19 protein-coding genes are annotated in these 25,131 nt (G+C 68.4%); 8 read left to right on the top strand and 11 right to left on the bottom strand.

The window, feature by feature from the left end; all coding sequences use genetic code 11:
• Nucleotides 1–135 precede the first annotated feature (135 nt).
• Nucleotides 136–756, top strand: coding sequence for a pentapeptide repeat-containing protein (locus ACFQ4H_RS09480; RefSeq protein WP_377569314.1), 621 nt, complete (start codon nt 136–138; stop codon nt 754–756).
• A 211-nt stretch (nt 757–967) separates the two neighbouring features.
• Here ACFQ4H_RS09480 and ACFQ4H_RS09485 read toward each other — a convergent pair whose 3' ends face one another.
• Together ACFQ4H_RS09485 and ACFQ4H_RS09490 are read right to left on the bottom strand one after the other, a co-directional pair.
• The gene (locus tag ACFQ4H_RS09485; RefSeq protein WP_377569315.1) at nt 968–1,192 is read right to left on the bottom strand and encodes a hypothetical protein; all 225 of its coding nucleotides are present in this window, start codon (nt 1,190–1,192) and stop codon (nt 968–970) included.
• 347 nt (nt 1,193–1,539) lie between these two features.
• Nucleotides 1,540–2,010 carry a GNAT family N-acetyltransferase gene (locus ACFQ4H_RS09490; RefSeq protein WP_377569317.1) on the bottom strand — a complete coding sequence of 157 codons (471 nt, stop codon included), beginning with the start codon at nt 2,008–2,010 and terminating at the stop codon, nt 1,540–1,542.
• Nucleotides 2,011–2,201: 191 nt separating this feature from the next.
• Between ACFQ4H_RS09490 and ACFQ4H_RS09495 the strand changes: the two genes are divergently transcribed.
• Together ACFQ4H_RS09495 and ACFQ4H_RS09500 are read left to right on the top strand one after the other, a co-directional pair.
• Nucleotides 2,202–3,815, top strand: coding sequence for a DUF885 domain-containing protein (locus ACFQ4H_RS09495; RefSeq protein ID WP_377569319.1), 1,614 nt, complete (start codon nt 2,202–2,204; stop codon nt 3,813–3,815).
• Nucleotides 3,816–4,017: 202 nt separating this feature from the next.
• Nucleotides 4,018–4,230, top strand: a complete 213-nt coding sequence (locus tag ACFQ4H_RS09500; protein WP_377569320.1) for a helix-hairpin-helix domain-containing protein — start codon at nt 4,018–4,020, stop codon at nt 4,228–4,230.
• Between the two features lie 214 nt (nt 4,231–4,444).
• On the opposite strand, the gene ACFQ4H_RS09505 is transcribed toward ACFQ4H_RS09500, so the two are convergent.
• Nucleotides 4,445–5,143: a class I SAM-dependent methyltransferase gene (locus tag ACFQ4H_RS09505; RefSeq protein ID WP_377569321.1), complete on the bottom strand. Its 699-nt coding sequence runs from the start codon at nt 5,141–5,143 to the stop codon at nt 4,445–4,447.
• A 190-nt stretch (nt 5,144–5,333) separates the two neighbouring features.
• Here ACFQ4H_RS09505 and ACFQ4H_RS09510 point away from each other — a divergent pair, with 190 nt between their 5' ends.
• The 4 genes from ACFQ4H_RS09510 (at nt 5,334) to ACFQ4H_RS09525 (ending at nt 10,944) form a co-directional block, all read left to right on the top strand.
• Nucleotides 5,334–6,662, top strand: a complete 1,329-nt coding sequence (locus ACFQ4H_RS09510) for a BTAD domain-containing putative transcriptional regulator (protein WP_377569323.1) — start codon at nt 5,334–5,336, stop codon at nt 6,660–6,662.
• 80 nt (nt 6,663–6,742) lie between these two features.
• Nucleotides 6,743–7,285, top strand: a complete 543-nt coding sequence (locus ACFQ4H_RS09515) for a hypothetical protein (RefSeq protein WP_377569325.1) — start codon at nt 6,743–6,745, stop codon at nt 7,283–7,285.
• Between the two features lie 360 nt (nt 7,286–7,645).
• Entirely contained in the window at nt 7,646–8,569 is a 924-nt protein-coding gene (locus ACFQ4H_RS09520; RefSeq protein ID WP_377569326.1) for a trypsin-like serine peptidase, read from the top strand.
• 512 nt (nt 8,570–9,081) lie between these two features.
• Nucleotides 9,082–10,944, top strand: a complete 1,863-nt coding sequence (locus ACFQ4H_RS09525; protein ID WP_377569327.1) for a S8 family serine peptidase — start codon at nt 9,082–9,084, stop codon at nt 10,942–10,944.
• 632 nt (nt 10,945–11,576) lie between these two features.
• Here ACFQ4H_RS09525 and ACFQ4H_RS09530 read toward each other — a convergent pair.
• The 8 genes from ACFQ4H_RS09530 to ACFQ4H_RS09565 all read right to left on the bottom strand — a co-directional run bounded on the left by ACFQ4H_RS09530 (nt 11,577) and on the right by ACFQ4H_RS09565 (nt 23,591).
• Nucleotides 11,577–11,987, bottom strand: a complete 411-nt coding sequence (locus ACFQ4H_RS09530) for a DUF6188 family protein (RefSeq protein WP_377569328.1) — start codon at nt 11,985–11,987, stop codon at nt 11,577–11,579.
• Nucleotides 11,988–12,277: 290 nt separating this feature from the next.
• Nucleotides 12,278–12,799: a hypothetical protein gene (locus ACFQ4H_RS09535; protein WP_377569330.1), complete on the bottom strand. Its 522-nt coding sequence runs from the start codon at nt 12,797–12,799 to the stop codon at nt 12,278–12,280.
• 146 nt (nt 12,800–12,945) lie between these two features.
• Nucleotides 12,946–13,983, bottom strand: coding sequence for a tellurite resistance/C4-dicarboxylate transporter family protein (locus ACFQ4H_RS09540; protein WP_377569331.1), 1,038 nt, complete (start codon nt 13,981–13,983; stop codon nt 12,946–12,948).
• Nucleotides 13,984–14,594: 611 nt separating this feature from the next.
• Nucleotides 14,595–15,965: an L-serine ammonia-lyase gene (locus ACFQ4H_RS09545; RefSeq protein WP_377569333.1), complete on the bottom strand. Its 1,371-nt coding sequence runs from the start codon at nt 15,963–15,965 to the stop codon at nt 14,595–14,597.
• 28 nt (nt 15,966–15,993) lie between these two features.
• Complete coding sequence (locus tag ACFQ4H_RS09550; RefSeq protein WP_377569335.1) at nt 15,994–16,947, bottom strand: TolB family protein; 954 nt, start codon at nt 16,945–16,947, stop codon at nt 15,994–15,996.
• Nucleotides 16,944–18,176: an MFS transporter gene (locus ACFQ4H_RS09555; RefSeq protein WP_377569484.1), complete on the bottom strand. Its 1,233-nt coding sequence runs from the start codon at nt 18,174–18,176 to the stop codon at nt 16,944–16,946. The genes ACFQ4H_RS09550 and ACFQ4H_RS09555 overlap by 4 nt, the downstream gene beginning before the upstream one ends.
• Nucleotides 18,177–18,245: 69 nt before the next feature.
• Nucleotides 18,246–21,287, bottom strand: a complete 3,042-nt coding sequence (locus ACFQ4H_RS09560; RefSeq protein ID WP_377569336.1) for a metallophosphoesterase — start codon at nt 21,285–21,287, stop codon at nt 18,246–18,248.
• Nucleotides 21,288–21,977: 690 nt separating this feature from the next.
• On the bottom strand, nt 21,978–23,591 hold the full coding sequence (locus ACFQ4H_RS09565) for a S8 family peptidase (protein ID WP_377569338.1): 1,614 nt from the start codon (nt 23,589–23,591) through the stop codon (nt 21,978–21,980).
• A gap of 427 nt (nt 23,592–24,018) precedes the next feature.
• Here ACFQ4H_RS09565 and ACFQ4H_RS09570 point away from each other — a divergent pair, with 427 nt between their 5' ends.
• Nucleotides 24,019–24,954: a hypothetical protein gene (locus ACFQ4H_RS09570; protein ID WP_377569340.1), complete on the top strand. Its 936-nt coding sequence runs from the start codon at nt 24,019–24,021 to the stop codon at nt 24,952–24,954.
• The last annotated feature ends 177 nt before the right edge of the window (nt 24,955–25,131 follow it).

Here is a 25,131-nt window from a genome sequence, read left to right on the forward strand (position 1 = left end):
TATGAGCTGGGCATCCGCGCACGCCCGCACCGGGCTACAGTTACAGCGCCGTGTTCCGACCGGCCCGTCATCGACCTGATCCTGGAGCGGGCCAACTGCGGAACCTCGTCGTACCCGCTCCGTAGCATCCTCGAAATGGCTGAACGCAAACACGGCATACCGGCACCCGAGACCGACAGCACCGTCTACACCGAGGACTGGGATCGGGAGATCGGAGAGCGGGACCGGCACGACCGGGTGGCCTTCATCGGCCTGGACCTGTGCGAGACCACGCTGGACGGGGTCAAGTTCGAGAGCTGCACGTTCCGCAACGCACGCTTCAACTGTTCGACCCTGCGCGACGTCGCGTTCGTCAACTGCACCTTTGTCGGCTGCAACTTCTTCGAAGCCAGGTTCACCGACTGCAAGCTCGTCGGCAGCATGTTCGACCGGTGTTCCTTCGAAATCATGGAGGTGGACGGCGGGGACTGGTCATTCGTTGGCCTGCCGGGAGCCGACCTCAGCAGCGCCACCCTCACCGGAGTACGGATGCGTGAGGTCGACCTCACCGGTGCCCGCTGTCAGGGCGCGGTCCTCCGCGACGTAGACCTTTCCGGTGCCTGGCTGCACAGCGCCGACCTCAGCCGGGCCGACCTACGTGGCAGCGATCTGTCGGCGCTGGACCCGACAACCAGCGAAATTCGCCAGGCAATCATTACCGCCGAGCAGGCCGTGGTCCTGGCCATAGCCCTGGGAGTACAGGTGCGCGACATCTGAGGCATGCACCGGCCGGCGGTCGGGTGCTGTAACGCCTGAACGCCAGCGGCGTCGTCCAGGACGGTGATGGGTCACGAGCGAGTCGGTGCTCACCCGCGACCACACCGGCCGGGTAGGCCTCGGACCCGTCGGCGCGCAGATGGCCGACGACGAACATGCCCGGGAACGCTACGACGGCCTGCACGCGGACCAGTTGCTCGCCCTCGCCGAACTACCCGCCGCGCTCACCCGCGACTCCTCCGCCTGGGTGACCGTGCACGGTCGCAGCCTGCGTGAACTCGCCCAGGATGATCGGGCCCACTACGAGAAGCGGGTGGAGGAAGCCGAAGGACTCGTCCACCTGGTCACCGCCCTGCCCAAGCGTGCCGTCTGGGGCCGCCAACGCCGGGTCGGCATCACCGGCCCCGGTGCCCTCGCGGTCGCCGACATCCTGCACGAACACACCACGGCACAGGTCTCGATCGTCGAAGCACCCGAGCCGCTCAAGGTGCTGAGGGACGCGGCAGGGCGACGACTGCCCGCACGAGTTCATCGACCAATGGGCCCAGCACGACGTCGTCGCCACCGCGCTCGCTCTCGGGCACCGTACCGAGCACGAGGCGACCACCCTGCTCACCGAGCTACGGACGGTCGCGTCCGCCGTGGTGCTGGTCGAGCGGCTCGCCCCGGACGGACTCGACCCCGTCGCCGCAGCCGAGGATGCGACGAGGTGGGTGGCGTAGCCAGGTCGTGGCCACAGATCCCACCCAGTACGGGTTCAAACCGCAACGCGAACTGCGGTCGCTATCTGTCCGCCTGCTTTTCGAGGTGGACCAGTACCACGTCCGACTTCAACTGCACCCGACGAACCTGGATGTAGCCGTGCCGCTCGTACAGACGGATGTTGGCGTGGCTCAGCTGGCCGGTGAACAGCATGTAACGGTCCACCTTGCCGGCTGCCTCGCGCTCGACAGCGGTCAGCAGCCGGGTGCCGATGCCACGGCCCTGGAGATCCGGCGCAACCATGAGGCGGCCGATATGCAGGACCGATCCCTCGCGGCGGGCGCGGACCGAGCCCACAATGCGGTGCCCCATCGTCGCCTTCAGCGCCAGATCGGACCCGAGCTCGGCGGCCAACTCCTCGTACGTCTGAATCAGAGGGGGCAGCGAGGCATCGCTGTAGAGCTGGGCCTCGGTGACGTACGCGGCACGCTGGAGGGTGAGGATCTCTCCTACGTCCGCGGGCTGTACGGGAGAGATCAAGACATCAACCATCGGGCGATGGTAGGAGCCGACGATCGCAACAACAACCGAACTTTTCCGCCGCCAACCGCATTGCGTAGCGCCACAATCACCTGCTGCGCTGCGCTGCCCACTCGTACCGATGAGCGGAAGTTGTCGATTGCTTTGAACTACATCGACACAAGCACCTACGCCAAGCAGGACAGGGCACTAGCATCGCCTCCGTGATCGAGGACTTCGCCAGCCGGCTCCTGCGCGACGTGGCTCGCCTCGACCCTTGCGCGGCAGTGGTCGAGGTCGGTGAGCAGGAGGTCGACGGGCTCACCGACTACAGTCCGGACGGCCACCAGGCCCGCGTCGATCTCGCCGCCTGCGCCCTGCGCGAGCTCGAGACCCTGCACGGGGAGCTGCCCGCGACGAGCCCGCTGCACGCTCACCTCGCCGAACGGCTACGCGCCCGCATTGCCTTCCACGATGCCGGGGAGGACCTGCGCGAACTGCACGCGGCGGCTAGCGGCCCGCTCCAGCTCATCCGCCAGGCCGTCGAGGCCGCGGTGCCCGGCCGCGACACCGAGGGCGCAGCCTACGAGGATGGCTGGGCCCGTGTCGGCGCGCGCCAGGCCGCGATCCCCACGGCCCTGGACGGGTATGCCCGTAGCCTCCTGCTCGCCGCCGAGCGCGGTCACCTGCCGACGCGGCGCCAAGTGGAGCTCGTGACGCAGCGCTGCCGCAACTGGATCGACGACGATGTCGCCCTGGTGGAGCGCTACGGCGACGGGCGGCAGCGGGCGTCGTTGCAGGCGGCGGCGCAGGGCGCGCGGGAGGCGTACCAGAGACTGGCCGCGATGCTGACCGCGGACCTGGCACCGCAGGCGCGCAGCGAGGAGGCCTTCGGGCCGCAGCGGTACGCACTCTGGGTACGGGCCTTCCTCGGTACCGAGCCGGATCTGCCCGAGCTATACGACTGGGGCTGGGACGAGTTCACCTCGATCGAGGCGGAACTGGTCGCGGAGGCGAAGGCCCTGGGCGGGAGCGTGCCCGCGGTGCTCGACCGGCTCGACAGCCCCGACGCGCCAGGCACCCTGCACAGCCGGGCCGCGTTCGGTTCGTGGCTGCAGGAGCTGCTGGAGGCCACCACCGATCAGCTGCACGGCGTGCACTTCGACATCCCCGCGCCGCTGCGGCGCATCGAGTCCCGGGTGACCGTGTCGGCCGGCGTCGCCTACACCAGGCCGTCGCAGGACCTGACGCGGCCAGGCCGGGTCTGGTGGTTCCTCCCCGAGAACCAGGCGAGCTTCCCCACCTGGTTTGCCTACAGCACGGCCTACCACGAGGGTGTTCCCGGCCACCACCTCCAGATCGGCCACGAGGCCTGCCGGGGCGGCCTCGGGCAGCGGCTGAACCTGCTCGGCGGGCTCTCCGGCTGCCAGGAGGGCTGGGCCTTGTACGCCGAGCGGTTCATGGACGAGCTCGGGCTCTACGAGCAGCCTGGTGCGCGGTTGGGGTACCTGTTCATGCAGTTGCTGCGGGCGGCGCGGGTCGTGCTCGACATCGGCCTGCACCTGCGGCTGCCGGTACCGTCCGGTGGCGGCGCATCGTGGACGCCGGATGCGGCGCTGCGGTTGCTGCGGGACCGCTGTCATCAGGGGCCGTACGCTCCCGTGGAGCTCGCACGTTATCTGGGCAGGCCGGGGCAGGCGCTGACCTACAAGGTGGGTGAGCGGGTGTGGCTGGCAGGCCGCTCATCGTTCCCCGGCGACCGGCGAGCATTCCACCGTCGGGCGCTGGAACTTGGCTCGCTGGGACTGGACCAGCTGACGGGGGCGCTGACCGGATGACGAGTAGTGCGGACGGGCGTTCATGACGTGTGGGCGAACGCGCGCGGGCAGCACAGTCGAACCAGTTGAACCTCGGACCACGTACACCTGGTGACAGCCGGCGCCTGATGCCCGGACCCGGCATCCGCCGACCATGCTTGTGATGACGAATGGTGGGGTCCGGGTTCGCAGATCGGTGGGGTGGCCGAACTATCGTGATCGCGTGAGTACTCGTCATGTGCCGGCGCAGATCGGTGACCTGCCGCCGATCGGGCGGCCAGCCAACAGCGCCCTACTCGAAGCCGGCATCACGACACTCGTACAGGTGGCCGCCTACCGGCGCCGCGATCTGCTGGCCATGCATGGGGTCGGGCCGAAGGCGGTCAGCATCCTGGCCGCCGCGCTGGCCGAGCATGGCCTCGCCTTCACCGACTGACGGCAATGGGGGCCCAACGCCGGCAGAACCCGCAGACCTGCGTGCTGTCTCACCAGTGAACTCCCGATGCAGCCCCCGGCTCACTCTTCTGCCGCCGAGTGGGCGTCGGGGGCCGTACCTGTGAAACCGACAAGCCAGCCGACCGTTCATGCCGATGACAGGATGGCTGGCACACACGCGGAGGCGGCGGGTACGGCGGCAGCCTCCCCCGGACTCAGTGTGCTTCGAGGACGAAGAAGATGAAGCAGAGGAACGACGTGCGGTCCACGAGTTGCGGAGGCAGGAGCTCACGCGGAGTCTCGGCAGAGATGGGGGGTTCGCTGATGACCGAGAGGCGGAAGCCCGCGTCGGTGAACGCATCCGTCATCGCGTGCAGCGGCCGGTGCCAGTAGGTCAGCTCCGTACTGTGCCCGTCGAACGTGTACTCGTCTGTCCAGCGGGCGAGGGTGAAGTAGTCGGAGCCCGGGTTCATTACGGTGTAGACGATCGGGTGGTTCACGGACAGGAGGAGGCGGCCACCCGGCCTCAGGACTCGTCGCAGCTCAGCCAAGGGGGCAGTCCAGTCCTCCAGGTAGTGCAGGACCAGGGACACGACGACGTCGTCGAACACACCGTCGGCGAAGGGAAGCGGCTCGCTGAGGTCGGCCACCAGCAGCGTGGCGTCCTCTCCCAGCCGACGAGCGGCCAACTCGACCATCGCCGGGCTGGAGTCGAAGCCGGTCACGATGGCCCCTCGCTCGCGAAGAGCCGCGGACAAGAGACCTGAACCGCAGCCGGCATCAAGGATCCGTCGACCGCGCACATCCCCGGCAAGTCGGATCATCGCGGGTCGCTCGTAGTAGCCGTTGATCAGGTTGGTTTCGTTGTCTGCGGAGTAGCGCTCGGCGAAAACGTCGTAGTGGTCGGCCTTCACCAGGCTGTCTCCCAAACATGTACTCCGAGGTCGAGAACAAGATCCTGCCATGAAGGCAGAGACACGCCCACCTCTGTCGCGCGGCCGAGAACTACGTGCGGGACGTCCGCCGTGGTCCGGGTGATCCGCTGCAACCGCTGGCCCTCGAAGTATTGCATCGAACGGGCATGGCCAAGGCGTCCTTGTCAGCATGGAGTTCAGGCTGCTCGGACAGTTCGAAGCGATACGAGACGGGAAGCCGGTGCCGGTGGGCCGGCGCCGGCAGGAGCGGCTTCTGCTCGCCATCCTGTTGTTGGAGGCCGGCCGTACGGTGACCGTCGACCGGCTGACCGACCTGCTGTGGGACGGTGCGCCGCCAGCCAGTGCCCGGGGCACCGTGCACACGTACGTCGGCCGGCTACGCGCGGCCCTGTCGCCGCACGGCGTGGAGATCACGACGAAGGGCCGTGGCTATGCGGTGGCATCCGTGGAGGTCGACACGGCCCGCTTCGCCGACCTGGCCCGTGAAGCTGCCGGCACGGCCGATCCGGCTGAGCGGGTACGCCTCGGCGGCGCGGCCCTCGCCCTGTGGCGTGGGCCGATTCTCGCCGACCTGATCGAGGAGCCGCTACGCCAGCGGCTCGGTGGACCGTTGCGGGACCTGCAGCTCACCACCGCCGAGATGTGCGTACAGTCCCTGCTCGACATGGGGCACCACGACCGCGTAGTCCGTGATCTCGCCGGCCTGGCCGAGGAGCACCCGGTCCGGGAAGGGCTGGTCGCGGGCGTGATGACCGCCCTGTACCGGTCCGCCCGTCAGGCCGATGCCCTGCGCCTCTACGACCGTGCCCACAAGGCGCTCGCCAGCGAACTCGGCGTCGAACCCGGCCCCGAACTGGAAACCGTGTACCAGCGCATCCTCGTCGGCGACCCGCGCCTCGAGCGGCCGGCCGCCCCGGTGTACGCGGTCCGGGTACGCGACCATTGGCTGCCGTGGAGCGTGGGCAGCCATCCGGCGCTGGATTTCTGCAACACGTACGCGGGGTGGGGCGGCGAGCGGGTGCCCGGTGGGGAGTGGCTGCGGGGGTATTCCACGCTCGCTGTCTGGGCCGACCACCAGAACCTGCTCGACGACGGTGCCGTCACCCGTCTCCTCGCCGCCGCAACGCGCGACCCGCTCGGCGCCACAGCAGTGCTCGACGAGGCCCGCCACCTGCGCGAGCGGCTCTACACCTGCCTCACCAACCCGGCAGACGCGAGCGCATTCGCGGCCGTTGCCCGGTACGTGGAGGGCGCCGCCCGGGACCTGGTCTTCCGCCGCGGGCCGGACGGGCTGGGCCGCTGGCACCCGTCCCACCGGGCGGGGCTGTGTGCACCGTTGTACGCCGCCGCCCACAGCGCCGGTGAGCTGCTCGCCGACCCGCGCCGGTTGACCGTGTGCGCTTGCCCCGGCCGGCATTGCGGCTGGCTGTTTCTCGACCAAGGCGGACGACGTCGGTTCTGCAGCGTGGCCACGTGCAGCCACCCGGAAGTCGCATGAGCCTTCGGTCTCGCGAGCCGGGGACCCCGGACGACAGTCGTGGTGAGGTAGTGGTCAGCAGAGTTGGTGAGACTCCGTCCATGCGTCGAATGACTTCCTTCATGTTGGCCGCAGCCACCGCCGTGCTCGTCGCCGCCGTACCCGCTTCGGCGGCTGTCGACACGGACCGCAAGCTTCCCATCAACAACGACTGGGTGCCGGTGCCATCGGCCCCCTTCGACCAGGACGCCGGCGTCACCTGCGAATTCCCGATCCACGCCGAGCCGGTGCTGGACCGGGTGGTGAAGATGGTCCTGGAGAAGAACCCGGACGGCTCAACAAAGCGCGAGATGTACACCGGAGCGCTCATCTACCGGGTCACCAACAAGACGACCGGGGCGTCGGTCGAGGTGGACATCAGCGGGACCTCGGTGCTGGACTTCCGGCCGGGCGGGTCGTACAGCAACAACGTCACCTGGCACGTCTGGGGCCCGATCCTGCTGGGCATGCGGAAAGGAGCTGGCAACTACCCCGCCGGCATGTACGTCCCGAACGGGATCTACACGCTGAAGATCAGTGAGACCGGGTACCGGACGCTGACGTTCACGGTCGGCGGGGCGCGCAACATCTGCGACGAGTTGTAACCCTGGTCGAGGGTCTTCCTGCTTGACTTGCTTCGGACACCACCCGGTGGGCGGCCCGGCCGGGTCGCCCACCAACCCCGCAGTCGACACCACCGTTGTCCGGTCGGCCGTCACGGCTCGTGAGGTGAGCGCGGTGTGCCGTTGGAGGGACGCGGTGCGGGATTGCCGGCGCCGTTGCCGGAGAACGTCCACTCGACCCGTCGGGGACGAACCCTAACGCCCTGGTCGCAGCATTTCACACGCTACGATTCATCGAAGTTCATCTCTAGCCAAGAATAGACAGGTTCCGCTATCGTCTGCCCTCAGGTCCTTCTCACTTTGTGAGAACACCTTGAATCACTCGAGGGGAGTGTGGAGCCGATGCACCACAACGTCTGGCGAGGGGCAACCCTGCTGCTCACGACGGCGGCCACCGTCGTGGCGGTCGGAGGAACCGCGACCGCTGCAGCCGCCCCTACTACGGTCAACATCAGCGCCGTCGCGCAGGAAGAGGCCGCACAGTTCTGGACCCCCGAGCGGATGCGCTCGGCACAACCGCTCGACGTCCGCGTCAACGCCATGCCCAAGACGGTTCCGGCCGGCGACCCAGTCACCATCGCGAGCTTTCCCAACACCGGCGCCGCCTGGACCGGCGGCGGGACAGTGGTCACGACCACCGGACGCGTATTCTTCACGATGGGCGATCGCACCGCCTCCTGCTCCGGCTCAGCCGTCGTGAGCACCAACAAGAGCACGGTCATCACCGCGGGCCACTGCGTGAAGTACCAAGGCGCATGGCACACCAACTGGACCTTCGTCCCCGCCTACAACAACGGCAACGCCCCGTACGGAACCTGGACCGCACGCTCGCTCCAGGCAACCCCACAGTGGGTTGCCAGTGAGAACATCAGCTATGACATCGGCGCCGCCGTCGTCAACACCCTCAACGGACAGTCCCTGACAGACGTCGTCGGCGGACAGAGCATCGCGTTCAACCAGGCCAGAAGCCAGAACATGTACGCGTTCGGCTACCCGGCCGCCGCACCATACGACGGCACCAAGCTCGTTTACTGCAGCGGCAAGGCGTTCGACGAGTTCCTTGGCACCGGCGACATCGGCCTGAACTGCAACATGACCGGAGGGGCCAGCGGAGGCCCCTGGTTCCTGTCGTTCAGCGAGTCTGCCGGCACGGGCGCTTTGAATTCGGTCAACAGCTTCAAGTACAGCTTCTCGACCAAGTATATGTTCGGCCCATACTTCGGCACGGACGCGCTGAACCTATACAACGCAGCCCAGAGTGCCTGATTCACACCAGGTGAACCGGTCACGATGATCGGGACGGCACCCTGATCGCGACAGAAGCCGGGGTTTCGCCATCGCCCCAGCGACTGGTCCCGACCAAGAGCCCGAAAGACGCGCGGACCAGCCCACCACAAGGCCCGACCGTAATCGGTCGGGCCTTGTTCAACGGAAACGATGACACCACCTCGCGTCGAGCCGGCCAGCAGACCGGAGTTGCACTGTTTCGACTGGCTCACCTCGCCCCGTACCGCGCCTCGTTGAGACAGGAGCAGTTGTACGCAGTCCCCGGGCCGTGGGCCGCGAACGCCGGAGCCGCACGCAGTGAATCGCGCCAATATCGACAGTGCTAGTTTTACCGGGCACGCGCAACGGGGGCGTGGTCGATGGACGTCCTTCAGCCGCAGGGCGACCCGCCGCGCGCTGGACTTCACCATGGACCATCCGGCGGCGGCGCAACGGAGCGCCCGACCTCCGACCGTTGCGACGGGGAACGCACTTGTTTGGGAGGTCAAAGGTTGCGAAAGCTGAATGGCAGATCCGCGGGCCGATCCGTACTGGTCGCGCTGATCGCCGGCGTACTCGTCACCACCGTCGCGGCACCCGCTGCGGCGACCCCGCCGGACGGGCCCACGCTTGCGCCACTGCTGCCCGGCGGGCCACAGACCGCTGCGGACCGCTACATCGTGGTGCTCTCCGACGCGCCGTCCGGTACCAGCCGGGCGGCCCGCGCCGCGCGTACCGCGGACGTCGTCGCTACCGCTGAGCGGGCCGGGGGTGCCGTCCTGACCCGGTACGAACACGTCCTGGACGGGTACGCTGCCCAACTGCCCCCGGCCGCCCTGGCCGCGGTGCGTGCCGATCCCGCCGTGGCGTACGTGGAACGGGATTCGCTGATCCACGGCGGGCTGACCGGCGCCGGCGTAACCGAGACCGACCAGCCGAACCCGCCCTCGTGGGGGCTGGACCGTGTCGACCAGCGCTCGCTGCCGCTGAACAACAACTACGGCTACGGTTCCACCGGCGCCGGCGTCACGGTCTACGTCGTGGACTCCGGCATCCGGGCCACCCACGTCGACTTCGGTGGTCGTGCCAGCGGGGTCTACGACGCGGTCGGAGACGGCAACGGCACGAACGACTGCCATGGACACGGTACGCACGTGGCCGGAACGGTCGCGGGCGCGGCGTACGGTGTCGCCAAGGCCGCCACCATCAAGGCGGTACGCGTACTGCAGTGCGACAACAGCGGCTGGACGGCCGATCTGATCGAGGGAATCGACTGGATCGCCGCCAACCGTGATCCGGTCTCGGTGGCCAACTTCAGTCTTCAGGGCTACGGCACCGCCCCGAACGAGGCGGTCGAGAACCTGCTCGACCTTGGCGTACACGCGGTCTTCATCGCGAACAACTTCAACACCGACGCCTGCACCAACGGGCCCCGGTCGTCGCGTGGCGTAACAGTCGGCTCGGTCGACAGCACCGACACCCGGGCATCCACCTCCAGCTACGGCACGTGTGTCGACCTGTTCGCGCCGGGCGTCGGCATCACGTCCGCCGGCATCTCCTCGGACACCGCGTCCGCGCCCGGCTGGTCGGGCACCTCGATGGCCGCACCGCACGTGGCTGGCTGGCTGGCGCGGTACCGGCAGTTGTACCCGAGCGCCACGATGGCGCAGGCCAAGACCGATCTGATCGCGGCGACCACCAAGAACGTCGTCGTCGACCCAGGACCGGGCTCGCCGAACCGGCTGCTCTACGCCGACCCGAACGACGCACCCGCCGACACGCAGGCGCCGACCACGCCCGGCCAGCCGACCGCCAGCAACGTGACGAGTACATCCGTCCAACTGTCCTGGCCGGCGTCGACCGACAACGTCGGTGTGGTCGGATACGACGTCTACCGCGGCAGCACCCTGGTGGCGCAGCCGACCACGACGTCCACTCCAATCACCGGCCTGTCGCCGGCGACCCAGTACACATTCTCGGTGCGGGCCCGGGATGCCGCCGGCAACGTGTCCGCCGCCTCGCCGACGGTCACCGTAACCACACCGGCCGGGGCGGGCCTGTCCTGCGGGGTGTCCTACCAGGTCGCCGAACGGTGGACCACCGGCTTCACCGTCAACCTGACGATCACCAACACCGGTACGACCAGCATCAACGGATGGACGCTGGCCTGGGACTTCACCGCAGGTGAGCAGTTGACCAGTGGCCACAACGCGACGTGGAGCCAGACCGGCACCCGGGTGACCGCCGTGAACCCCAGCTGGAGTCAGGTGATCGCTCCGAACGCCTCGGTCACGCTTGGCTTCCAGGGCACTCACTCCGGCAGCACGCCCACGCCGGCGCCGATCACGATCAACGGCGAGACCTGCACCGTCTAGCGGCTCGACGGGTCTGCGTTCCAGCCGACAGAGCGCCGGCTCGACCCGACCACACCGGCCGAACCGGGATCACGGATCAATCGCCCCGGTTCGGCCGGTCCGTTCGCCACCTCCGGCCGGACCGGCAGGAGAAGTCGAGGGAGGGTACTGACGTGTCGCAGCGTCTACGGACCTCCACGGCTTACTCGGAAGAGAGCCAGAAGCCGCTAAGCCTCGCGCCCTCTGGCACGCCGTCGAGGATCAGGGAAGTGTTCACCCCTGAGGAAGCGACCATGGGATCGATGAAGCTCGTGCAGAAGTGTCGGATCCCTCGGACCGTGACCTGGCACCGCACGGTCCCCTGATCCAACCAGAGCCGATCACCCTCTCTAATATCCCCGGCTTCCGGGCACCCCGTCACCACCAAGCCAACGTCGGGAACCACGAAGACGTCTGCGACAAGCATCCGAGCCATCATGACCTCCCCTTCGGCGGTCTCGGCCCCAGCCTTACAAAGATCAAGACTTCTGTCCGCTGACGTCGACCGCCGCCGCTGCCCTGCGCGCCGCGTCCGGTGGCGTCAATCTTCGCCGTACGTCGTCAGCTGGCTTGGCTGTACAGCCATCCGTACAGCCGAGCCAGCGCAAACACCGTTATGGCTCCCAAATCGCTATGCCGCCACCCGGCGTACACACAATCAGGAGACCTTCGTCGGAACGCAGTTGCCAAGCCTCGTACATGTCGTCGGCTGGGACAATTACATGCGCACGCGAGTCAAATGAGATGGTCAGAGTGCTGTCTGGGGCAAGACCCACCGTCGTAATGCGCGTATTGAGCAGCCGCAGTAGTCGCGTGGCTACCTCAGCACTAAGCGGCTTGCCCTGCCATTCAGGCTCGCCTGGCAGCAGGATGCGAAGCGACCCCTCAATGTTGATCTCGCACCAGCCGGGGCCACCGAGGTCGACGCGAACTCCGCAACCCATACGGAAGCCGATGAACTGGTGGCCGGTGAGGTCTTTTAGCAGGCGACCGGCGTGGTCCCGGTCCTCCGGTACGGTGGACACCTGCTGATCATGCCTAGTGGGCTGTCCATGAACGTTCACCGGGTTGGTGACACGCCGGGCGGCGTCTGTGGGGACCGGGCCGCAGCGGCGTCCCGCGAGGCGATCATCCATGTGCTGATCTGCCGCCGACCGTACGCGCCGAAGTATCGACGGGCGTAACAGTCGGTGACCGGTGCACCCGTACGACCGTGCATAGGAGCTGCCGGCGTGCGGATGCGCGTCAGAGCCGAACTGGGTGTGATGATCGTAGCGGTGGGGTGACCTGCCCGTATTCTCTGTGACGGTGCGCCTCAGCCCGCGACGAGGTGATACGTCGCTGTGACGCTGAAACCGTGCCCATCCGTGCCGTCCAAGCGGACCGTGTGCTCGCCGGGTGGCAACTGGTCGACCATCGCCCAGATGCCCCAGACCCGCATCGGGACGGCCCGCCGGGCGCGGGTGACGGGATTGAGGAACGCGCCGCGGACGTCGAACAGCTTCGCCGCGTCAATGGTGACAACGGGGTGCTGCTGCCCATCGACGTGGACCGTGCCCCGCGCTTGGGGCAGCGGCGGAATGTACGTGCCGTTCGGACACCACATGTTGAACGCGGGCATGAACAGCGGACGGTCCGAAGGAATGCTGCACCGCCGCTCGACGGCCCCGCCAAAGCAGCCCGCGAGAAACCACACGTCCTTTGGCTGACGCATGTGCGCGTAGCGGCCGGTCCGGTCCAGTACCGGGTTTCTCCACGGTCCGGTGGCTGCGGCCCACTGCACCCAGCGCGCCGCAAGCCCCTCGGGACTGTACAGCTCGTATGGGAAGATCGACACACCGGAGATGGTAGCCGTTGACGGGCTGGGGCACCGCGCCGCCGTTGGCCGTCGAAATGACAGCTCAATCAACCGCGCTGCCTGCTCGCCGAGCCAGGACAGGCATGCTGCGGGCTGGGTGCGTCACTTCAGACAATCACGGCAGGCTATGGCGCGCCGCCCGTCCCGGGTTGGGTACGGCGCAACAGCGAACGCGTCAGCGCCACGCACATGGCGGCGAAGACGACGCCCCATGCGCCGACAGCGAGCCAGGTCCAGTTCTGTCCGATGCCGGCAACGATGGGCAGCCGCGCAGCCGTTCCCAGCTGCATGCTCGCCATCGCATACATGCCGAGGGGGAACACGATGCTCCACAGCGCCGGACCGTATTCCAGCTCGACCCGGCGCAGCACGTGGCGCCACAGGCCGAAGGCGATCAGCATCGGAATCAGCCACGTGCCGAACGCCCACAGCACCAGCCCGAGTCCGGCCAGGACCGGACCGGTGGCGAGCACCGCGGGCGCTTCCGGCATCTGGATGATCCGGGCCGCGGCGAAGACGGTGATCGCGGTAGCACCCATGATCACCCAGTACGGCGGAGTCAGATCCTGCGGGCGCACCTCGAGCAGCAGCAGCCGGGTCAGCACCAGTGTGGCGACGATGAGATACAGCACGAAGCCGACCGACCACATCAGCACGGCAACCAGCGCGGCGGTGTACGTGTAGCGGCTACCGGGCGAGTCCAGGGCCGCGGCGGCGATCGCAATCGACTGGGTGCCGACCACCCAGATGAACCAGGTTCCGTTCACCCCTTCCAGGATCGGCCGGTGCCGGGGACCCAGAATCAGCCGCACGGGAATCGTATAGGACAAGACCAGCCACACCGCCGCGCCCGCGATCGCCAAGACGCTCGCGACGACGCGATGGCCATCCGCGACCAGCCGCGAGGCGAGGACGTTGCAGGCCGCCACCACGGTGAAGAACGCGAACGCCTTGTCCGGTGCGGAAAGGTCGTCGAGGACCCGGCGCGGATAGCGGACCAGCCGCCAGCCCAGAGCGATGGTCAGGACAACGAAACAGGCCACCGCGATGGCGAGAAGAACGGCCGACGCGGTCGACTGCCCGATCTCCCGCAGTGCCGCAGAACAGATACCGGTCGCCATGACCAGTGCAAAGTAGCCCGGATGCAGGGCCGCCACCGACATGCCACCACAATCAAGGTGGCGGGACGTCGGTGCACGGGGCATCGGACCCTAGCCCGACGGGCCATAGGGCTCTGTGGCCGCCGTGAACGCGGGTCTATAAGTCCGTTGCCGGCCACAGGTCGGTGACTTCACCGCTCAAGCCCGCCACGGTCTTGCCAACGCTCAATGCAACGGTGTCGTTCCGGCTGCTGGACGAATTCCTCCACTGCCCGACGGACACGACGGTCTGCCCCAACATTTACGCCGCGCACCAGCAGCGGCAAACCGCGCAGACCGACAACGGGTGCACGGCCTGGAGGCAACCCGCACGCCCCCTGGTCCAGCACGAGCGCGATAGGCCGCGGGTGAAGCCGAGACAATACGAGCAGCTCAGCCAGTTTGAGAGCCACTACTCAGCGCCGGTGCAAGCGACCCGCTGCTACCAATCTGCTCCCACCTGCCACCGCACAACCAGGCCATCCGACCACCGGTTGCAGAATCGTGCCGCAGGCGGGACCGGGCAGGCCCCCGGGCCGGGCTCGACGCGACCGGATCTGTCCGTCGAGTCCCTCGTCCGGCCCGGGACGTCCCCAAGTTCCTTCCGGCCCACCGCGACCGGCAGTCGAGCCCCATCAGCACTCGATCACGTTCACCGCGAGTCCACCGCGTGCGGTCTCCTTGTACTTGACCTTCATGTCCGCACCGGTTTCCCGCATTGTCTTGATCACCTTGTCCAATGAGACGGTATGTCGGCCGTCACCACGGAGCGCGAGCCGGGCGGCGGTGATCGCCTTGATGCTGGCCACCGCGTTCCGCTCGATGCATGGGATCTGCACCAGCCCGCCCACCGGGTCGCAGGTGAGCCCGAGGTTGTGCTCCATTCCGATTTCGGCGGCGTTCTCCACCTGCTCCGGCGTACCGCCGAGCGCCTCGGTCAGTCCGGCCGCCGCCATCGAGCACGCCGATCCCACTTCGCCCTGGCAGCCGACCTCGGCGCCCGAGATTGAGGCGTTCTCTTTGAACAGCACTCCGATTGCGGCTGCGGCAAGTAGAAAGCGGACCACCCCTTCGTCACCCGCGCCAGGCACGAACCGGGTGTAGTAGTGCAGCACGGCTGGGATGATGCCCGCCGCGCCGTTCGTCGGTGCGGTCACCACCCGCCCTCCTGATGCGTTCTCCTCGTTGACCGCCAACGCGTAGAGAGTCACCCAGTCCATCGCGCGCAGTGGGTCGGCGTCGGCGTGCTCGGCCACCAGCCTGCGCCGCAGCTCCGCTGCCCGCCGCCGCACCCGCAGGCCACCGGGAAGCACGCCATCACGGTGGCAGCCCCGATCCACGCACTCCTGCATCACCCGCCAGATCTCCAACAGTCCGGCCCGTACGTCCGCCCCGGAGCGCCACGCCCGCTCGTTGGCGAACATCACGTCGCTGATCGACAGGTTTGCCTCCCGGGTCGCCGCCAGCAACTCGTCGCCGGTCATGAACGGGTACGTCACGATGGTCGGATCCGGCTTGATCCGATCAGCCCCGGCCGCCGTTTCGTCCACCACGAACCCGCCCCCCACCGAGTAGTAGGTGCGCTCCCCCAGTACTCGGTCCGCCCGGTCGAACGCCCGGAACGTCATCCCGTTCGGGTGGTACGGCAGCGAGCGGCGACGGTGCAGCACCAGATCCTGACCGAGGTCGAAGTCGATGTCGTGGCTGCCGACCAGAGTGAGTCGGCCGCTGTCCCGTACCCGCTCGACAAACTCGTCCACCCGGTCGGTGTCCACCGTCTCCGGCTTCTCCCCGGCCAGTCCCAGCAGCACCGCTTGGGCGCTGCCGTGCCCGTGACCGGTGGCCCCCAGGGACCCGAACAGTTCCGCCCGCACGCGTACGGTATCGGCGAGCCGTGCCCCGTTCCGCAGTCCCGAGACGAACCTGTGTGCCGCCCGCATCGGTCCCACGGTGTGTGAACTGGACGGTCCGACACCGATGGTGAACAGGTCAAAGGCGCTGATCACCGAGACACTCCCTGGTCGCTGGGGCGGGTCACCGGGGTGCTCCGGGGGACGAGCCGGCGCGGAGCCGCCGGGGCTGCCCGCTTCCGTCTGCGGGGACGGCGAAGATGGCCGGGTGACCGTCCACCGGCCGGGCGTATGCGACGGTGTCCGGGTCGAGCCAGGCCGGCTGGTCGTCGACATGGCCGGTCTCGGCGAGCGCCGTGTCCGCCCCTGTGTCGAGGTGGAGCACGTACAGGCGCCACCGGTTGTCGACGCGCTGTTTGTACGCCAGTCGATCACCGTTCGGGGAAAGTGACGGGCACTCGACGTTGTCCCGTACCGCCTCCAGCCGCCGCGCTCCCAGATCGCCACGCATCAGCCAGGTCCGCTCGCCGGACGCCATCGTCGCATAGAAGGTACGGTCGTCCGCGGCGAAGGTGATGCCCCAGAAGTTGCGGTTTTCGGCGGTGAACCGCTGGCCGTCCACGACGGCGGTGAAGTCTTCCAGTGATCCGTAGTGCTGCCGGGTGGCCAGGTCGTAGACACCGGCCGTGGTGGAGAACGCGCCGCCGGCCATATACGAGTCCCCGGAGCGGAACACGGTCCAGGCCACCAGCCGGCCGGAGGTGGAGACCCGGGTCCGGCTGGGTGTGCCCCAGAGGTCGAGCACCGTCGGTTGCGCCAAGCCTCGGGGGAAGATGGCGACCTCGAACCCGCCGGGAACGGTCGATGTGCGCAGGCAGGAGAGGGTGCCCCCCGCGGCGTAGGCGCGCACGCAGGCCGGGCCGACACCGACGACCTGTTCCGGGGCGTCTCGGGAGACCTGACGGGTCCGCCCGTCCCGGTCGTCTACGTAGAGGAGGGTGCCAGGGCGGTCGAGGTCCAGGGGGGCCGCGCCCCGGGCATGGTCGGTGCTGGCCCAGCGCCAACCGGTGTAGCCGATGGCGCCGACCAGGGCCAGGGCGATCAGGAGGGCACCGAGCAGGCGTGGTCTGGTGGTCATGGGGTGTCTCCCTGGTGGCGCGGCAAAGCGCCGACGATGATGGCGAGGCCGAGGACGACGGCCAGCCCGGCAAAGGCCCACTGTGGTGCGGCGACCTGCAACGCCGCCCCGAAGCCAACCGCGCCGGCCGCCCGGGCCAGTGCTTGGACGGTTTGTACGGCCGCCAGCCCGGTGGCCCGCAGCGGTTCGGGGATCAGCGGCCCCACATGGGCCATCAGTACGCCGTCGGTGGCGGCGTAGAACAGTCCGTGCAGACCGAGGGCGAGCACGGCGATCGGCCAGCCGATCGCCGTGAACCCGACGAGCAGGTACGCCACGAGCAGAAGGCCGTGGCCGGCGAGGAAGACCCGCCAGCGGCCCCACCGGTCGGCCAGGCGGCCAACCGGCGCGGCGGCGGCCAGAAAGGTGACCGCGGTGGCCAGTGGGAGCAGCGGTAGTACGGCGGTGGGCAGGGCGGCCCGCTGCTGGATCGCGACGTACAGGACCATGTCGCCGACGGTGAACAGACCGAGCAGGCCGGCAGCCAGCCAGGTACGGCGCACCGGCGGCCGGTTGAGCACGGACAGCGCGACGCGGGGCGCCACCCGGTGCCGGGGGGACGTGACGGCCGGGGGAACGCGGACGAAGAACAGCAGGATCAGCACACCGACGGTGCCAAGGCTGAAGCTGGTCACGAAGACCGTGTCGTACCCGACCGCGAGGGTCACCAGCGCGGCGGCGGCCAGGGGGCCGAGCATCGCGCCTATGGTGTCCATCGCCCGGTGGACCCCGAACGCCCGGCCGAGCCGGTCGGCGGGAGCGGCCATGGTGATCATCGCGTCACGGGGGCCGGTACGGATTCCCTTGCCGGCCCGGTCGACGGTGAGTACCGCCCCCAGTCCGGCCAGTGAGCCGCCGGCCACGGGCAGCCCCAGCTTGGCCACGGCGGAAAGCGCGTAGCCCACGGTGGCCACCGCCTTGGGCCGGCCGAGGCGATCCGCGACGTAGCCGCCGGCCACACGCAACACGGCGGTGGCGGTCGCGTACAGCCCTTCGATCATGCCGAGTTGCAGGAAGCCGGCGCCGACGCCGTAGACGAGGTACAGCGGCAGGACGGCGGTGACCATCTCTGCGGACACGTCGGTGACCAGACTGACCATGCCGAGTCCGAGGACGGTCGGGGGTACGGCGCGTGCCACGGTACCGGCGGGTCTGGCGGCGTCGGTGCTGCGGGTGGTTGACAGATACATCACGCGTGACTTCCGGTCGTCAGGTGGGACCGACCGGCGCACGTACACACGCGCCGGCCGGTCCCGGGATCAGTTGGTGACGCTCAGGTCGTCGACCTGGGCCTCGAAGAGGCTGGCGGTGCCGGCGTCGGCCGCCTCCACCTGGATACGGACGGTCCTGCCGGCGTAGGCGCTCAGGTCCACCGTGGCGTTCTGCCAGATCGCCTCGACCTCGGCAGCCGCACCAACCTTCTCGAACACCGTGGTCACGGTGCTACCGTCCACGACGCGTACCCGCAGGTAGTCGTCGGGGCCGGAGTTGTCACCATGACCGACGCTGTAGGCGAAGGTCAGCCTCGCCGTCCCGGCGGGGACCACGATCTGCGGCGACCGGATCGAGGTGACGCCGCCGTCGAGGTCGTTGGCCCCGTACGCGGATCCCGCCGCCGCCCCGGTGACCAGGCAGTTGACCCCACTGGTGGTGGTGCCGAGCTGCTTGACCTGGTTACTGTGGGTAGAAACCGTCTGGTCCGGATTGCCACGCTCGAACCGACCCGAGGTGGCGGTGTCCGTACCGGCCGGGTTGACCGTCCATCCCCTGTCCGACTCGAAGTCGTCGGCGAAGCCGCCGGCACCAGCACTGGTGACGGTGACCCGGACGGTCACGGCATGCGACAGAGCACCGGCGGTACCGGTGACGGTCAGGTCGAACGTGCCGGTGGCCGTGGTCGCGGTCGTGTTGATCATGAGCTGGCTGGAAACGCTGCCACCAGCGGGAGGAGTGACCGGGTCGCTCTGCCATTGGGTCTGCACTCCGGCCGGAGCACCCGTCACGTTCAGGTCGACGGCGGAGCCGAAACCGTTGATGCTGGCGACGTTCACCGTTGTGTAGTTCTTCTGTCCCTGTGGGATGATCACCGCGGTCGGGTTCGCCGTGACCGCGAAGTCGGCCTGACCGGTGCCCGCACTGGTGATCTCCAGGTCGTCGACCTGGGCCTCGAAGAGGCTGGCGGTGCCGGCGTCGGCCGCCTCCACCTGGATACGGACGGTCCTGCCGGCGTAGGCGCTCAGGTCCACCGTGGCGTTCTGCCAGATCGCCTCGACCTCGGCAGCCGCACCGACCTTCTCGAACACCGTGGTCACGGTGCTGCCGTCCACGACGCGTACCCGCAGGTAGTCGTCGGGGCCGGAGTTGTCACCATGACCGACGCTGTAGGCGAAGGCCAGCCTCGCCGTCCCGGCGGGGACCACGATCTGCGGCGACCGGATCGAGGTGACGCCGCCGTCGAGGTCGTTGGCCCCGTACGCGGATCCCGCCGCCGCCCCGGTGACCAGGCAGTTGACCCCACTGGTGGTGGTGCCGAGCTGCTTGATCTGGTTACTGTGGGTAGAAACCGTCTGGTCCGGATTGCCACGCTCGAACCGACCCGAGGTGGCAGTGTCCGTACCGGCCGGGTTGACCGTCCACCCCCCATCCGACTCGAAGTCGTCGGCGAAGACGGTGTTGCCACCAGTGACCGTCACCTGAAGGTTGGCGGTCCGGGTGACAGCCCCCGAGGTGGCGGAAATGGTCGCGGTGCTGGTGCCGACCGCCGCCGACGACGAGGCGGTCAGGGTGAGCGTGGAGGTCGCGCTACCGTTCGCCGGCGGGGTCACCGAGGCCGGGCTCAGGGTTGCCGTCACCCCGGCAGGCAGCCCCGAGACTGACAGCGCGGTCGCGGCGGAGAACCCGCCGCTGCTGGACACCCGCACCGACGTCGAGGCACTGTTGCCCTGCTTGACCGTCACCGCCGTCGGGTCCGTGGTCACTCCGAAGTCCGGGGACGTGCTGGCCTTACGGCAGGTGCCGGTGACCCGGTCGGTGAAGGTCCGGCCGGCGACTGGCACGAACTCAACGGTGTACCCGGTGGCCGTCAGCGTCATCTTGCCCACGCCGAAGGTGTTGTTGTTGAACACTTCCGACGGACCGGCGGACGACGTGGTGGCCGAGTACAGGGCCCGGCCGCCCGTGCCGATCACGAACTGGCGTACACCGTTGGCGTCGTCGCGGGTTCCGTCCGGTCGGGCCGGCGCGAAGCGCTCGTAGTGGTGGTCGTGGCCGTTGATGATGAGATCGGTCTTGGCGTCGTAGAGCGCGCTGTACAGCGCCCCCATGCCGGAGTTGTCGCCGTGGTCGCCGCTCGAGAACCGAGGGTGGTGCCAGTATGCCGCCGTGCACGGCTTGGTGTTCGCGGCCAGGTCGTTCCTCAGCCACGTCACCTGGGGCGAGCTCGCCGAAACGCTGACATTGGAGTTGAGCGAGATGAAGTGCCAGTCCCCAACATCGAAGCTGTAGTAGCCCTGATCACGTGCGCCGGTCTCGACGCCGTGGCCGTTGTAGTAGTCGAAGTAGCCAGCCGCTCCCGAAGTGCGGTACTCGTGGTTACCCGGTGAGGGACGGACGAGGTTGTTGAACTTCCCCCAGTGCGGGTGGTAGTTGTTGTTGAACTCCGACAGGGTGCCGCTGTCGTAGGCGTTGTCACCGGCGGTGATCACTGCCGTCGGATTTATCGCCGCCACCACATCGTCGGTCTGGTTGCAGGCGGTGCCGCAGATGTCGCCCGCCGCCGCCACGATCACGTTCGCGGCGGCCAGGGACTGACTCCCCGACTGGTACGCGTCGATGCGGTAGCTGCTGGCCGGGTCGGTGAGGCTCGGACTGATCTGCACGCACTCGCCGGCGAAGGCACGGGTGTGGAACGCCTTACCGGGCCAGTGCCTGCCGGTGAAGGTGAAGGTGCCGCCGGCGACGCCCGACACGGTGACGGTGTCCCTGCCCCGTAGTGACAGGTCGGTGAACCGCAGCCGGAGCCACTTGGCCCCCTGCTGGCACACGGTCTGCGGGGCGGCGGCACGCGCCTGCCCGCCCACCCCTCCGATGGCGGTACGGCCGGTGGTGGTGCCTCGCTCGGACAGTTGAGTGATCTGCGCAGCGGGTTCCGGAGCCGGCATGGTCGTCAGGTCGGGCTTGCTCCGGGCGCTCGCCGACGATCCGGCGGTCAACAGCGCCGCAGCGACCAGTCCGGTGGTGGCAGCGGCTGCGAAGGCGGATGTTCGTCTCCGTCCGCGTCCAGGCGGTAGCGAAATCTGCATCTGTTCCTCTTTAGGGATGGAGGTAGCAGGCAGCCGGGACCGTTCGGGGTGAGGGAAATACGGTCCCGGCTGCCCAGGAGAGGTAGAACATGGGTGATGCGCGGCAGGTTCTTCGCTTTTGACACCCTGCCTGCTTGAGCGAGGTAGGTGGCTTTGTCAGCCTTGCTCGCGGCCGTGGCACGGCAGCCGAACGATTCTTTACGGCCACCGCCGTAAATGGTGTTTCCTTTTGAAGGGCACGGTTGACCGGCTGGCGCGCCGAGGGGCGGCCACCACACGCCGCCGGCTCCCGTGTGGACAGTCAGTCGTGGCGTATTTGCTCGACTGTCCGGTGACTTGCTGATCGGGTTCTCTCTACTCCTTCCTGCCGTCCTCCTCTCCGTGTGGTGTGCGGGTATGCGCGGCAGTCAATGCCGCCGCACCACGGTTTCCCTGGCGTCCCGAACCAGGGAGATACCGCTGCCCTGGGGGCACCGCTGACCTTAATCAGTGTCAATTCCGCGTCAACAAATCGGTTGGCTGAGTACTGAATAAAACTGGCCGGGCCAAAACCCGCCCATCCTGGGATGACCGGCCGGGCCGGGTCACCGGACCTGGATACCGAGGCGGGGGCCGACCGGTGGTCTGCCGGTCGGCCCCCGCAACAACCCGATGCCTGCGCGTCGGTCGAAGCGCTCAGGAGCGGGCCGTTCAGAAGGTCAGGCTCCACTGGTCGAGGTACCCGGTGTCGAAGCCGAAGCTGTCCCGCACACGGAGCTGCCACACACCACTGGCGGGCTCCGCCGAGGCATCGACGACGTACCGGGTGTCAAGGTTGTCGGCCAGATCGGAGATCTCGGCAGCCTTCAACGGGTAGACCGTGCCGTCCGGGGCCAACAGGTCCAAGGCGAGGTCCCCCCGGTACGGATGAACGACCTTCACGGCGACGACGAGTGCCGACGGGGCGTTGCCGGTACGGCCGGAGACGGTGATCGAACTGTGCACCACCGACCAGTCCGGGATGGCGAGATCGGTGGTGTTCTCGAAGGTCTGCGGCGGGGTGGTCGTACCGCACGGCATGAACAGCAGCCGGTTCGGCGACCCCGCACCGGCGTTGGTGACCACACCCGTCGTGGCACAACCGGCCAACGCGTCGCTGACCTGATGCGGTGTCGCAGCCGGATCGGCGGCCAGGTACATCGCTGCGGCCCCGGCCACCAGTGGCGCAGCCATCGAGGTCCCGGTCATGGTCGCGGTGCCGGTGTCCGACCGGTGTCCGGCCGACACGACGCTGGTGCCGGGAGCGAACAGATCCACGCAGGTGCCGTAGTTGGAATCGGACCTGCGGGCGTCGGAACTGGTGGAATTTCCGACCGTGATGGCCTCGGCGACCCGGGCCGGGGAATGCCCGCACGCGTCGCCGCCGTCGTTGCCGGCGGCCAAGGTGTAGACGACACCGGACGCGATCGAGGTCCGTACCGCCTCATCCATCGCGGGCGTGACGACATCGCCGAGGCTCATGTTCGCCACCGCCGGCTTGACCGCGTTGGCGGTAACCCAGTCCACGGCGGCGATCACGCCCGAGTTGGCACCGTTCCCGTCGCAGCCGAGCACCCGCAACGCGTGTAGGGTCACTCCCTTGGCAGCACCGTAGGCGACACCGCCGACGGTGCCGGCGACATGGGTTCCGTGGCCGTGGCAGTCGTCGGCGTTGGCGTCGTTGTCGACGAAGTCGTAGGCGTGGCGGGCACGGCCGCCGAACTCCCGGTGGCTGATCCGGATGCCGGTGTCCAGGACGTAGACGTTGACGCCCGTCGCGGTGAACGGATAGGTGTACGTGGTCGACAGCGGTAACGCACGCTGATCGACCCGGTCCAGGTTCCACGGCGCGTCGGGCTGCGTCGTCTCGTTGAGCCGTACGATCGTGTCGGGCTCCACCCTGGCGACCCGGGGGTCGGCAGCGAGCCGGGCCGCCTGCGTCGCCGACATCCGTACCGCGAACCCGGTCAACGCGGTGCCGTAGACGTGCCGTACGGCACCACCGTGACTGGTGACCAGGTCATTGGCGGCTGTGGCGACGGCGGCCCGAAACGCCACATCACGCGACGGCGGATTGCCAGCCGCCGGGGCTCGACGAAGCCCGGGGGCGGTGTCCCGCAACGTCACGATGTAACTGCCGGGAATGGTCTCTGCTCCGGGCGGTGCTGCCGCGACGGTGGCCGGGGACGGATCGTAGGGGCGGGCTGCTGCCGGCGGTGCCACGAGTACGGCGGCCGACAGCGCCACGGCGGCGACGCAGAGGCTTGCCCTGACAGGGATGGACACGAGGGTGCTCCTCACAACTGGTGGGAGAAACCCCGAGCAGGCATCGACGAAGCACGATGGCAGGTCGGCCGGGCGGGATTTCCATGGTCAGGCGGGCACGCTCCCGTGCCCGGTCAACCGCCCCTCGGTGCCGGAGATCGCCGACAGATCACCATCTTGCCAGCGGACCGGTTAGCGCAGACTATAGAAACCCGCGCTACGGGCGTCAACGCAGGCAGTGGACCGTCGGGATTGGACATGTTCTGGCTCGGCTGGCCCGGCCAGGTATCGCTCCACCGGCCCAGCCGGGCTGGCTCAACGACCAACGACGGGCACGTCCGCGTCGCCGGCGAGCGCTACCCGGCATCCAACTCTCGCCCGTTTCCACACAATACGCGCAGTACATGTGGCTACCGGGCAGCATCGAAGGCCAGCGAGGTGTTCAAAGATGGAGTCTCCGACAGCGAGCCACTCGGGCCCGCCGGTCGCACCCGGCGAGTTCAGCACCGCGTTGCGGGTGGCCATCCAACGTAGCCACCTGAGTCTGGAGGAGATCGCGAGCCTGTTGCGGGAGAACCGCACTCCGGTCAGCGCCAGCACGCTGAGCTACTGGCAGAACGGGAACAACCAGCCGGAACGCACCCGCTCGGTGGCCGCAGTCGGTGTGTTGGAGCGGATCCTCGACCAGCCGGCCGGCAGCCTCACCTGCCTGATCGGTCCACGTAAACCACGGGGCCGCTGGCTTCCCCGTCCGGGGACCTCAATGGCGTACGACCAACTCTGGAAGGCCCCGGAGGCTGTCGTCCGGGCGTTGGCGAAGATCGACGCAGGCCCCGAGGACCTCGACCATCCCGCCAAACTGTCCCAGCACCTGTCCTATCGCATCGACCACGCCGGACATGAGGAGTCTGTCCGGGTGCGCCGCCTGATACGCGCCGAGCGGGACAACGTCACCCGGATGATCTTCGTTACCCGGTGCGTCACCCTTCCCCAGCCGCCCATGGTCACCTTCGCCGAGGGCTGCCGCCCGGCCCGGTTCCGCGCCGACGTACCCACCTCGACCTGCGTGTTCGAGTTTCTCCTCGACCGGCCGCTGCACGCCGGCGACCTGGCGTCGGTCGAGTTCGCGCTACGGTTCCCGCCGGGCCAGACCGACCAGCACGCCGAAATCGCGGTGTGGACGCCGACCCGGGAGTTGGTGGTGCAGGTCAGCTTCGACCCACGTCGGTTGCCCGACCGCTGCCACGCCTACTGGCAGCCCCGGAACACGCTGCCCTGGCAGCACAAGGGCGACGCCAGGCTGAACGCCACGACGCCCGGTTTCCAGTACATCGCCCTCGACCCGCCGCCAGGCCAGCACGGAATCACCTGGCAATGGCGCTGAGCCCCGAACCGATCCAGCGTTATCCAACGGTCCACCGCAACCGACATTGACCATGGCCGACGAACAGGTAGCGTTTCCCCGGTCACAGACCGCACAGCCGCAAACCGGACTGTGACACTGCCGCGCGTGCCCCCGTCCCCCACCGACCCAGTCGCGGGCCGGCGTCCCACCATCCGC

Origin of the sequence: Micromonospora sonneratiae (assembly GCF_042679305.1) — a bacterium.
Lineage (GTDB): Bacteria > Actinomycetota > Actinomycetes > Mycobacteriales > Micromonosporaceae > Micromonospora_H > Micromonospora_H sonneratiae.

Bases quoted from the DNA above. Each gene is read 5' to 3' on its own strand.
- ACFQ4H_RS09550 (WP_377569335.1), bottom strand. From the start codon at position 16,947: ATGACCACCAGACCACGCCTGCTCGGTGCCCTCCTGATCGCCCTGGCC.
- ACFQ4H_RS09520 (WP_377569326.1), top strand. From the start codon at position 7,646: ATGCACCACAACGTCTGGCGAGGGGCAACCCTGCTGCTCACGACGGCG.
- ACFQ4H_RS09510 (WP_377569323.1), top strand. From the start codon at position 5,334: ATGGAGTTCAGGCTGCTCGGACAGTTCGAAGCGATACGAGACGGGAAG.
- ACFQ4H_RS09570 (WP_377569340.1), top strand. From the start codon at position 24,019: ATGGAGTCTCCGACAGCGAGCCACTCGGGCCCGCCGGTCGCACCCGGC.
- ACFQ4H_RS09560 (WP_377569336.1), bottom strand. From the start codon at position 21,287: ATGCAGATTTCGCTACCGCCTGGACGCGGACGGAGACGAACATCCGCC.
- ACFQ4H_RS09490 (WP_377569317.1), bottom strand. From the start codon at position 2,010: ATGGTTGATGTCTTGATCTCTCCCGTACAGCCCGCGGACGTAGGAGAG.
- ACFQ4H_RS09480 (WP_377569314.1), top strand. From the start codon at position 136: ATGGCTGAACGCAAACACGGCATACCGGCACCCGAGACCGACAGCACC.
- ACFQ4H_RS09515 (WP_377569325.1), top strand. From the start codon at position 6,743: ATGCGTCGAATGACTTCCTTCATGTTGGCCGCAGCCACCGCCGTGCTC.
- ACFQ4H_RS09540 (WP_377569331.1), bottom strand. From the start codon at position 13,983: ATGTCGGTGGCGGCCCTGCATCCGGGCTACTTTGCACTGGTCATGGCG.
- ACFQ4H_RS09555 (WP_377569484.1), bottom strand. From the start codon at position 18,176: ATGTATCTGTCAACCACCCGCAGCACCGACGCCGCCAGACCCGCCGGT.